Genomic DNA, 9,659 nt, shown 5'->3' with positions numbered 1-9,659 from the left:
CCGGGTTCGAGGCCGAGGACGCGGTGCAGGAGACGCTGGTCAAGGCCTGGCACGCCGGCTACGACCCCGACCGGGCGCCGCTGCGCTCGTGGCTGTTCCGCAGCCCGCGATGGCCCGCGACGGCCTGCGACGGCTCGGGGCCCTGGAGCGGCGAGACGGTAGAAATGCGTGGAGCATGGGCCCGCACCGGGACTAGGTTGTGCTGCAACCGCTCACCAACTCCCCGGCACGCGGCGGGGCGCACAGTGATACGAGCCGAGCGCCCGAGAGGGGGCAGACCATGAGACGTGTGAGGATCGTCAAGCCGACGACGAAGCGGCGTCCGGACCGCAACACGGACCTGGACCTGCGGTCCCCATCGGGCCGCCGGCTTCCCTACTGAAACACTCCTTACACCGAACTTACAGGAGTATCTGTAGATAACATAGGTAACAAGAACATCACGGGGGGCTCACGATGAAGAGGCTGGTGGCAGTGCCGCCACACGTTTCCAGGCACAAGGTCCGCGACATCCGCTCCAGCGACCGCCGCAAGCCGTCTCCACCGGATCCCAAGGTCGTCGACCTGCGCGCCTACAGCGGCCGCAACGTGATCCGCTTCCCCGACGGCCCGCCTCCCGCGGCCTGACCCGGGCGGGCCCGCCGCCGGCTCAGCCGTAGAGCTGTCTGGCGTAAGCCTCGCCGTAGTAGTTCTCGAGCTGTTCGAGGGTCTCGTCGACCGTCTGCACGTCCTTGACCAGTTGGGCGTGGGAGGGAAGCAGGTCGGGGCCCCACTGGCCGGGCTTCCAGAGCGAGGAGCGCAGGAAGGCCTTGGCGCAGTGGAAGAAGATCTGCTCGATCTCCACGACGACCGCCAGCTGTGGCCGGTGGCCCTTCACGATCAGCTCGTCGAAGAACGGCGCCTCGCGGACGAGCCGGGCGCGGCCGTTGACGCGCAGCGTCTCGTTGCGGCCGGGGATCAGGAAGATCAGGCCGACGTGCGGGTTGCGCAGGATGTTGTGGAACCCGTCGGCCCTGCGGTTGCCCGGGCGCTCGGGGATGGCGATCGTGGTGTCGTCGATGACGTGGGTGAATCCGGCGGGGTCGCCCTTAGGCGAGACGTCGCAGGTGCCGTCCGAGTCGGAGGTGGCGATCAGGCAGAACGGGGACGCGGCCAGCCACTGCCTGTCGCGCTCGTGCAGACGCGCGCGTTCCTTGGTCGCCGCGCGCGGCTTCACCTCGCCCAGCAGTTGGCGCAGCTCGGCCTCGGACCCGATCTCCGTCCAGCTCATCAGCTCTCCCTTCGGGGGTTTGCTCAATCTTGTCAGAGAATCGGGCCGAACATCCGATGCGGCCGGGCCGGCGCCGTCACCAGCGGCGCGACCGCGCCATCACGCCCAGCAGCGCGTCACGCTCGGCCGCGAACGTGGTCATGTCCATGCCTTCCCGCTCCGCCCGCAGATGCAGCATGGTCAGCTCGGTCGCCGCCTGCTGGTAGTCGGACATCTCCTTGCCCAGTCCCTTGCCCCTGGCCCACTTACGGGCCAGCCGGCGCCCGGGCAGCGAGCTCAGCATCGCGATGTCCGGCGCCACGACCAGCCCGGTCTGCTGGTATCCGGGCAGGTAGAAGGCCATCTTGGCGACCAGCTGCTTGCGCTCCCGTACGGTCACCACGATGAGGAAGACCAGCGCCCCCATGATCACCAGGTAGGCGAGGCCGAGCCAGGACAGCGACTCCGTCGTGGCGCTGCCGTTCCAGAGCCCGTGCAGGACGACCGCGGCGAGGTAGCCGAGCGGGATCACGGCGAACCGTGCGGGACCGCGCCGGGTCAGCGCGTACGCCACGGCCACACCGATCATGGAGGTGTAGATGGGGTGGCCGAGCGGGTCGATCAGCCCTCTGATCACGAACAACTGCATGGTCGCGCCCACGCCGCCCTCGGTGAAGCTCATCAGGTAGTAGCCGACGTTCTCCACCGCCGCGAAGCCCAGACCGGCCATGGAGGCGTAGATGATGCCGTCGGTGAGCCCGTCGATCTCCTGCCTCCTGCGCAGGAGCAGCAGCAGCGCCGAACCCTTCAGCGCCTCCTCGATCACCGGCGCCAGGAAGACGGTGCCCACGGTGTTGACGACCTGCGAGCCGTACCCCGCCCTGGTGAACAGCGCCTGGCCGGCGATCGTGAGCGCGATCCCCAGCACGATCGCCACGCCCGCGCCCCAGGCGAAGGAGAAGGCCAGGTGCAGCCTCGGCTCCGGCTCCAGCCGGTCGAGGGAGAGCACGGCCGCGAGCAGCAGGGGCAGCGGCGCCAGCGCCAGCGCCAGTGACAGTCCGAACCCGACGGGACCACCGCTCAGCAGCAGCACCACCAGCACGATCACGGCCAGCGCGCTGGAGACCACCAGGCCGATCAGCAGCGCCTTGCTGGGCTGGCGAGTGAGGGCGGGGGGCCGTAAGGAGACTGTCATCGTCACGCCTCTCTTCGATTCGGACCCTCACTATGAACCTGCCCCATCGACGCTCGCTTAACGGTCACTTGCCGGCCGCGACGCCGGCCGCGCCTCCCGGCCTCCGGGGTGAGGACGCGCGCCGCGGGCTCGCCGGATGCCGCGTGATCTCCGTCGGGCGGGCGCTCGCTCGCCGGCCGGGCATGGAACGAGCTCCGGTAGGGTTCCGGCGACGATGAGGAGGCCACCGATGTCCCCCCGCCCACGGTACTGGGACCTGCTGGGAGTCATAGGTACGCCGAGTTCGACCCATCACAGGCGACTGAGCAGTCCGTCGCGTGGGCCGTCTATTTTCTGCTGCCGTCCCTGCATCGCGAATGTCCCGACGAGCCCACCCCGGTCCGATGCTGTCGGTGTACACAGGAAAGCGGCCCTGGCAAGATCTCCGTGAAGCAGGGATGTGCCCCGTGCGCCGGCAACACTCCATCACGGGTAGCGGAAGTGTCAGCGAGCGCCCTGGCAGCGGTCCGCCTCAGTGATCCTCGACGATGAAGCAGGCCCGCTCGTAGAGTTCGTCGAATGTGATTATCTCGACGTCCTGGATGGATCTCCGGTACAGCTCGAAGGAGCTCATCTTTTCCGGGTTCACGGCACCGTTGTGGGTGAACTCGCGCAGGCTCCCGATCACCACGACCTGTCGCGGGCGAGTGGTGGACAGTTCGACGCCTGTTGGGGTGCCGTCGTCCTCGTAGATCCGGGTGAGGAGCTGGCTGGAGATGAGCTGCTGGGCCTTGCTGGCCGTCTTCTGCACTTGTGCCACGCCGCCGCCGAGCTCCTTGGATGCCTGGTAGACGCCCACGCGGTACGGGGACTTGGAGAGCAGTTCGGTGTCGTGGGTCTTGATCTCGCAGAAGAGCATGCTGCTGATCAGACCTTTGGACCGCATGATGGCGTCGATGCGTTTCCCGGCTCCGCCGAAGATGTTGGCGCCGGTGGTGATGCGTTCCAGTTTGCCGTCGTCGATGGACTCGCAGGCGATGAGGTTGAGGCCGTAGCCGAAGATCCACTGATTCGCCTCGAAGAAGGCCTGCCAGACCGCCTCCGCCCCGCGTGTCGTTGCCAGGTTCTCCTCCTGCCGGAAGTACTCCGGATCGGTCAGCAGGCGCTCGAACCTCTTGAGCTGTTCTTTGCGGTTGCTGATCAGCCGGATGTCCTCTTCTGTGAGCCCGCCGCCGATAGCTGTCTTGACTGCACCGAGAACCATCGTCCGGTCCTGACCGGTCAGTAGCTGGGCCAGTTGGGCCTCGTCGCCAGCCACGAGCTGGAGGGAGTCGCCGGGCGTGCTCAAGCCGGTGCAGCCCTGGAGGAAGTTGATGACTTTCCAGAAGTTCTCGTGGACGTCCCCGGTATCGACGAGCGCCTTGACGGCCCGGGTGGTCCCGGTCTCAGGCACTGTCAGTGTGGTGGAGGATTCCCCAGCCTTCTTCTTGTCCTTCTTCCAGAGCTTGATCCTCGGCGTGAAGGTGTCGCCCTTCTTGATAATGGTGACGCTGCACAGGGTCGCTACCTGCGGCCGGTCGTCCAGGATGAATTCTGTGATCATCCGGCTGGCGCGGGTGTCATAGAGGTAGTGGAACCCGCTGGTGTCCTGCGAACCGCGGATCTCTAGGTCGGTGAAGTCCCTGCGGGTGACATCGAACTCGGTGGTGGAGAAGGGGAGTCGGAAGCCTCGAACGATGGGGGTCGCGGGCGCTGCGGCTTGGGTCCGCCAGTCCGGCGGGATGTGGGGCAGCGGGCGGGTGTCGCCTTCGACCACCAGGTCCTGGACGTCGATGCGTTCGAGCTGGATGAGCACGGACTGCAGCGTCTGCCAGATCACCTCCTTCACCTTCGGCGTGCAGGTGGGCAGAAGCTCGCGCTCCACTGTCAGGACCGCCTCGTAGGTGGCGTCGGTCCAACTGTCGCCAGGTGTGGGATGAAAGAAGCCGCCGTCACGGCGGAGGGTCAGGACCGCAGTGCGGAGCAGGTCGCGTGCGGTCTCCTCGCCAGCGCAGTCCAGGAGGCTGAAGGTCTGGCCCAGGACCAGGTCGAGCTTGCCCGTGTCCTCATCCTCCAGCGGCAGCGGGACCAACGGGCCACTAGGCGGAACTCGTACCGGCTCATACAGAGGGCGGCCCGAGAGGAACTCGTACGGACGCAGACCCCATCCGTCGGGCGCCAGAAGCAGGTTCAGTTTCTCGACGTGCTTTATAGCCTCGTCGACGTCGGCCACCACTTCAGGATGAACCATTCGTGCCAGAAAGGCGAGCAGTACCTCATCCGGTCCGTGGGAGAGCTCCAAGCGGGAGTCCTCGAAGATCCAGTCATCGGGCAGGTCTTGGTTGTTAAACCGGTGCTGCTGGATATCGGCGCGGACAGTTGGAAGGTGGCTGTTGCCGGCTGGAGGTCGATCCAGGTCGTAGAGGCCCTCCAGGAACGTGACCTCGTCCATCTTGCCCCACCAGGTGCGCGATATCCCGCGCAGGTAGGTGAAGATGTCGCGTCGCGTCACCGCCGTGATGGTAGGCGGCTCGTTCGCTCTGACGGGAGCGGTGGAAGTCATGCGTCCAGGATGGACGGTTAAGCAGTAGGGCGCCGGACAATTGAGACTTTCACCTCGTCGAACACGTTGCTCCCCGCACTCGCTCCACCCTTTCCACATCCAGGGCGTGGAGGCATAACCCACACGAAATCACCATGCACCCGCAGGGGCCGCGCGACCCATGACGGACGTAATCGGAGCGCGGTGGCACACCACCGCTTCACGAAAATCTTGCCAGGGCCGCTTCGGCATGTGCACCGGCGTAGACACAGCGATGGTGCTCATGTGATCAGCGTGCCTGTCATAGGATTCCGAGTTCGTCGAGGAGATCCTCCGGATCGTCATCGCCATCCTCGTCGAGGGTTTCAAGTCCTGGGTCGAAGAGGTCAAGATCCTCGGCATCTTCATCCCGGAGGACTTGTCCCCAATAGTTCGCGTAGATGCCGCCAGCCTTATTGACCCAGTCCACGGCGGTGGTGATGTGGAGGTCGAGGAGCCGGGCCAGAGTCCTTGGTTGGACGGTCGTGCCCAGCTGGAACAACACGGTATTGCGCATCGGTCGGGCGTGGATGCCGTACTTGGCCAGCCGGACGCCAAGTCGATCGGAGGATAGATGGGTTCCGGCTCCGTCTCCGAGGAAGAGCCACTTGGCGTTTTCGACGAATGGTGCATTCCGGCGAGGACCCTGCCCGAGCAGCTCGGCGATGTGCCGACCCATCGGCTCGGGTAGCTCTAGCCAATCCTTACCCAGCTTGATCCGTGGGGGCGTGGATGCTGGGTCGACGCTCTCTCGTTCGATGCTGGCGATCCGAGACAGGTGCTGACCGTAGAGGACGACGAGAAGACCGGCAACGCGAACGTCTGCGGGAAGCCCTTCTTCATGAAGCAGTCTGTGAGCCAAGTCGATGCGCAGCTGATAGTCCTCGACGGCGGGTGGGGATTGGGGCATCCGCAACGGGATCGCGGATATCGGAAGGTCCAGCAGACGTTGGCGGATTGCCCAGAGCAAGAACTCCCGGGCCCAGTGGCGGGTGCTCGGGCCTGCCAGCCACTCGTCGACGCCTGATCGGTCGAGCTCGGTCAGGCCGCCTCGTAGTTGAGTCCAGGCCAGCAGGTCGATCGCAGCACGTAGCTGGTTCTGGGCTCGCCTCACAGTGCCACGAGTTGCCTTGCCTGCTTCACATGGACCTTCGACGGATGGTAGGAGCCGGTGACGATGGAACTGCTGGAGAGTCCAGCGGTCGGCGGCCTGCTCGACCTTGACCAGCACCTGTTGTGCCCAGGCTTCGTAACGGCCGGCGAGAGCATGTCGGGGTTCGAGAACTTCGGTCGCGACGAGGATCATCCTGGCGTTCTCGACGGCTTGGCGCCGATCTGCTTTGCCATCGGCACGCTCCAGGCTTGCGATCGCGTCGAGATCTTCGTGAGCGGGTTTGTGCTCGCGCCGAAGAAGTCCGATAAGAATCTGCGCCGTGGGGCTCTGCTCGAGCCAGTTCAGGCTGGATCTGGGGTTGGGGCTGGCGGCCAACCGCTCGGCGACCGCGCGGCCTGCGTCTCCACAATCGTTGAAGACCTTGCTGAGGCGCTCGGTCAGCACACATCTTTCGCAACGACCGCCCGAGTGGAGCCGGTCCTCTAGCCCGCATCCAGTGCAGGTGCCACCGACGTCGACGCCGAGGCATTCGCTGCAGACTCCGGGGATGAAGAAGACGCGTCTGGTCTTCCCGCAGCGGCTGCACTCCTCCCGTCGACGCATGGCCCGATCTCGGCAGCTGGAGCATCTCGGGCCGTCTGGGAGGAAGCTGATGCCGTGGTCTCTGCCGCAGGCGACGCATACTGCTAACCGCAGGTTGTCGACGTCTTCGGCCTCCGCAGGGTCTTCGCCAACCGTGGCAAAGGTCGCTGTGGCCTGCGCGATGCAGCCGAAGCACCAGCCGGAACGGCCACGGGTCCTCAGCCGAGGAATCAGCCGTTCTTGTCCACAATTGGCGCAGGTTTCCAAGGGGCGTCGGGCGCAGGACTTGCAGAGCGGTCCGTCACCGGTCCGGGCGGAGACAGGGCGGTGTCGTAGGCAACCACGGCACTGCTCCACAGGGGTCTGATAGCAGCAGAGTCCGATTGGCCCGTCCGGTGTTCGCGCGGTGACATGTCCGGTCTTCCCGCAGCGGCAGCATGGTTCGGCGACATCGGGATGGCGTCGGCGGCATGGGGCGCACCAGGGCCAGCCGTCTTCGTCGCGCCAGGCGACGTGGCGCTCCTTCCGGCAGGACCGGCAGGTCTCAATTCGTTCTGAGGTCTTCCGATAGCAGTTCTCGCAGATACGGCCGTCTTCACTTCGATGGGGAAGGACACGCCGCTCTCTTCCGCAGCCCGCGCACCGGGTCCGGGCAAGATGTGGCAGTTCGGCAGCAAGGGCGTGCCGAAGCCGTTGAACCAGCGGCGGGGGTGCGTTGTCCTGAGTCAGTGACCCGCCAGCGCGCAGCCATTCCGCCACTCGGCGTCGGGATATCCGGTGAATCAGGACGTCTACGATGACTTTTTGCGCTGCGTCGGTGCTGGCACCGAGCTGCACGATCGCGTGCTCGACAAGAGCGGTGTCCTGATCGTCGGCGCAGTTGTCGCAGTGTGAGGCCAATGCCGGCATCCTGTGGAGTCCGGCAGGGCACGTCGATCTACCGGGATCAACGCTCCGGGCCTTGGACCCGTCGGCATTGCGGGGCCCGCAAGCCTTGCAGGTCGGCTGCGATGATCCTCGCGAGTCCACCCGACGGGGGCGTCCGCAATGCGTGCACGGGGGAATGCGGTCGATGATGCCGGCCTCGTGCAGTGCAACCGCCAGCTGATATGCGACCTCCCCGGTCATGGCGACATTCGGCCACTCTGCCCCCGCGGGACTCTGTAGCCGGTTGACGAAGCGCGCAAGACCGCTCTGGGCCAGTCCGGAAGCTTTGATAGCGGCGGTGACAGCATCCAGCGTCGTGCCGGAAAGGCGAGCGTGGACAGCCTCAGCCATCTCGGCTGCAGTCTTGGCGGCCGTCATAGGAACTCACCGGCGCGAACGACTTTCGCACCACGCAGCCGTTGCCGGGCTGCGGGGTCGGGCTCGTGATCAGTTGCGACCTGACCAAGGTCGAGCCACAGATCGGACGGGGTGCAATCGAAGATCCGGCACAGCGCGAACTGAACCTCGACGGTGAGTCGTGTCGGTGCCTGGGTCACTAGCTCGTGAACGCGGCTGTGTCCGATCTTGACCCCCTGGGCCGTCAGCAGTTCCTGGAGCTGTTTGGCGAACCGGATTTGGGCATTGGCCATCAGTACCGGCAGCTGCCACCGCACCGCCTGCCCCCAGGGCATGGTCCGCACCAGCGGCCCGCGCGCAGTACCGCCGGCGTCGTTCTTGGCTGTCGCCTGGGCCATGGTTCCTCCGCTGCCGCTACCGGGTCCGCGCGGTCAGGTCGGCGATTGCCGCCGTCATCTCACGGTTCATATGGTCCTCGCCGATGTGGGTGTAGTTCGAGGTCGTCGATGCCAGCTTGTGCCCGGCCTGGCGCTGCCGCCATGCGGCATCACGGCCTGCCTCGGCGGTATGTGTCAGATAGCTGTGACGCAGGCAGTGCGGCGTCAGGTTGGTGTCCAGGCCGCAGGCATCGCGGCGGTCCGCGAAGGCACTCTGATAGGTACGGGTCGTGAGCGGCTGCTGACGGCCGGAGGCGTCGCAGCGCTCGGAGGGCCACAGCCAAGGCCCTTCGGGGAAGACCGGCCGGACGTCCTCCAAATAGACGCGAAGCGCCTCGACCGCCCAGTCCAAGACCATCTGCACTCCGCGCTGGCGGTAAGTGCCGCCCTTACTACGCTTGCCCCAGCGGACTCTCACGACGGCCAAGCGGCCGAACTGCGGCGCCACCGGATGGGGAAGCAGATCGCAGGTCTGGATCTTGACGAGTTCGCCCGCCCGCACGCCAGTGGCGTACTGGACCTTGAACATGGTCGCGTTTCTCCAGGCGATCGCCGCGCCCTTGTGGTTGGCGGCCACGAGTTCTTCAACCCGGTCGTCAACGTGGTCGAAAAGCACCCGCAGCTCGTCTCGGCTGACCTCGCGCCGTTCCGGCCGGTGATCGTATTCTTCGATGTGCCGAGTGGTGTTCCATTCGTGGCAGACCTGTTTCGGCACTTGGCCGAACGCCTCCTGGCACCGCTCGACCCACGGGTACTGCGGGTTGACTGCGTACTCGCAGAACCGGCGAACTACACCTTGGCGGCTGCGCAGCGTAGACAGTGCGATCTCACGCTCACGCATGTCGGCCGACCATTCATCGACGTCCTGAGCAGTCCACTCCCAAGGCCAGGCGTCCGACCACACGACGAATCCACGAAGCATCTGCAGGAGCTTGCCGGTCGATTGCCGATCCCTGCCGGCCGCCAGAAGCATGGTGCCGTAGCCCCGCAGCATGTCGGCGAAGAGCTCCGCCTGCACCCCCTGTTGAGGGGTTCCCTGCACGAGACGAAGGTGACTATCCGCCACAATACCTCTTCCGGTTTAACCGGTGATGTGCCGGTTAAACCGGAGACTAGCATGTGAGGGCCCTGCGTCAATAGCAAGGAGGTCCGGCCCAAAGGCCGAACCTCCCCGTAAACCCAACATCAGTAAGACCTCA

Annotated in this window: 8 protein-coding genes; 2 read left to right on the top strand and 6 right to left on the bottom strand. The window is 65.6% G+C overall.

Going from position 1 to position 9,659, the window contains the following annotated elements; translation table 11 throughout:
* Together AB0C16_RS21600 and AB0C16_RS21595 are read left to right on the top strand one after the other, a co-directional pair.
* The coding region (locus AB0C16_RS21600) for a sigma factor (RefSeq protein ID WP_357685504.1) at positions 1-284 on the top strand (284 nt) is incomplete at its 5' end.
* Positions 285-456: 172 nt separating this feature from the next.
* Entirely contained in the window at positions 457-627 is a 171-nt protein-coding gene (locus tag AB0C16_RS21595; RefSeq protein ID WP_357685502.1) for a hypothetical protein, read from the top strand.
* Between the two features lie 22 nt (positions 628-649).
* Here AB0C16_RS21595 and AB0C16_RS21590 read toward each other — a convergent pair whose 3' ends face one another.
* The 6 genes from AB0C16_RS21590 to AB0C16_RS21565 all read right to left on the bottom strand — a co-directional run bounded on the left by AB0C16_RS21590 (position 650) and on the right by AB0C16_RS21565 (position 9,502).
* Entirely contained in the window at positions 650-1,270 is a 621-nt protein-coding gene (locus AB0C16_RS21590; protein WP_357685500.1) for a pyridoxamine 5'-phosphate oxidase family protein, read from the bottom strand.
* Between the two features lie 76 nt (positions 1,271-1,346).
* Positions 1,347-2,444 (bottom strand): PrsW family intramembrane metalloprotease, encoded by a 1,098-nt coding sequence (locus AB0C16_RS21585; RefSeq protein ID WP_357685498.1) that lies wholly within the window; start codon positions 2,442-2,444, stop codon positions 1,347-1,349.
* A gap of 511 nt (positions 2,445-2,955) precedes the next feature.
* Positions 2,956-4,974, bottom strand: coding sequence for a Shedu anti-phage system protein SduA domain-containing protein (locus AB0C16_RS21580; protein ID WP_357685496.1), 2,019 nt, complete (start codon positions 4,972-4,974; stop codon positions 2,956-2,958).
* Positions 4,975-5,305: 331 nt separating this feature from the next.
* Positions 5,306-6,601, bottom strand: a complete 1,296-nt coding sequence (locus AB0C16_RS21575; protein WP_357685494.1) for a hypothetical protein — start codon at positions 6,599-6,601, stop codon at positions 5,306-5,308.
* Positions 6,602-8,040: 1,439 nt separating this feature from the next.
* The gene (locus AB0C16_RS21570; RefSeq protein ID WP_357685492.1) at positions 8,041-8,421 is read right to left on the bottom strand and encodes a helix-turn-helix transcriptional regulator; all 381 of its coding nucleotides are present in this window, start codon (positions 8,419-8,421) and stop codon (positions 8,041-8,043) included.
* Between the two features lie 16 nt (positions 8,422-8,437).
* The gene (locus AB0C16_RS21565) at positions 8,438-9,502 is read right to left on the bottom strand and encodes a tyrosine-type recombinase/integrase (RefSeq protein ID WP_357685490.1); all 1,065 of its coding nucleotides are present in this window, start codon (positions 9,500-9,502) and stop codon (positions 8,438-8,440) included.
* Positions 9,503-9,659: the final 157 nt, after the last annotated feature.

Source organism: Nonomuraea sp. NPDC048916, assembly GCF_040649575.1.
GTDB lineage: Bacteria > Actinomycetota > Actinomycetes > Streptosporangiales > Streptosporangiaceae > Nonomuraea.
The sequence above is the reverse complement of the archived record's forward strand: the minus strand, read 5'-3'. Positions and strand labels throughout refer to the sequence as shown.

Excerpts from the sequence above, each read along its gene's own strand:
- AB0C16_RS21595 (WP_357685502.1), top strand. The coding sequence starts at position 457 with ATGAAGAGGCTGGTGGCAGTGCCGCCACACGTTTCCAGGCACAAGGTC.
- AB0C16_RS21590 (WP_357685500.1), bottom strand. The coding sequence starts at position 1,270 with ATGAGCTGGACGGAGATCGGGTCCGAGGCCGAGCTGCGCCAACTGCTG.
- AB0C16_RS21585 (WP_357685498.1), bottom strand. The coding sequence starts at position 2,444 with ATGACAGTCTCCTTACGGCCCCCCGCCCTCACTCGCCAGCCCAGCAAG.
- AB0C16_RS21570 (WP_357685492.1), bottom strand. The coding sequence starts at position 8,421 with ATGGCCCAGGCGACAGCCAAGAACGACGCCGGCGGTACTGCGCGCGGG.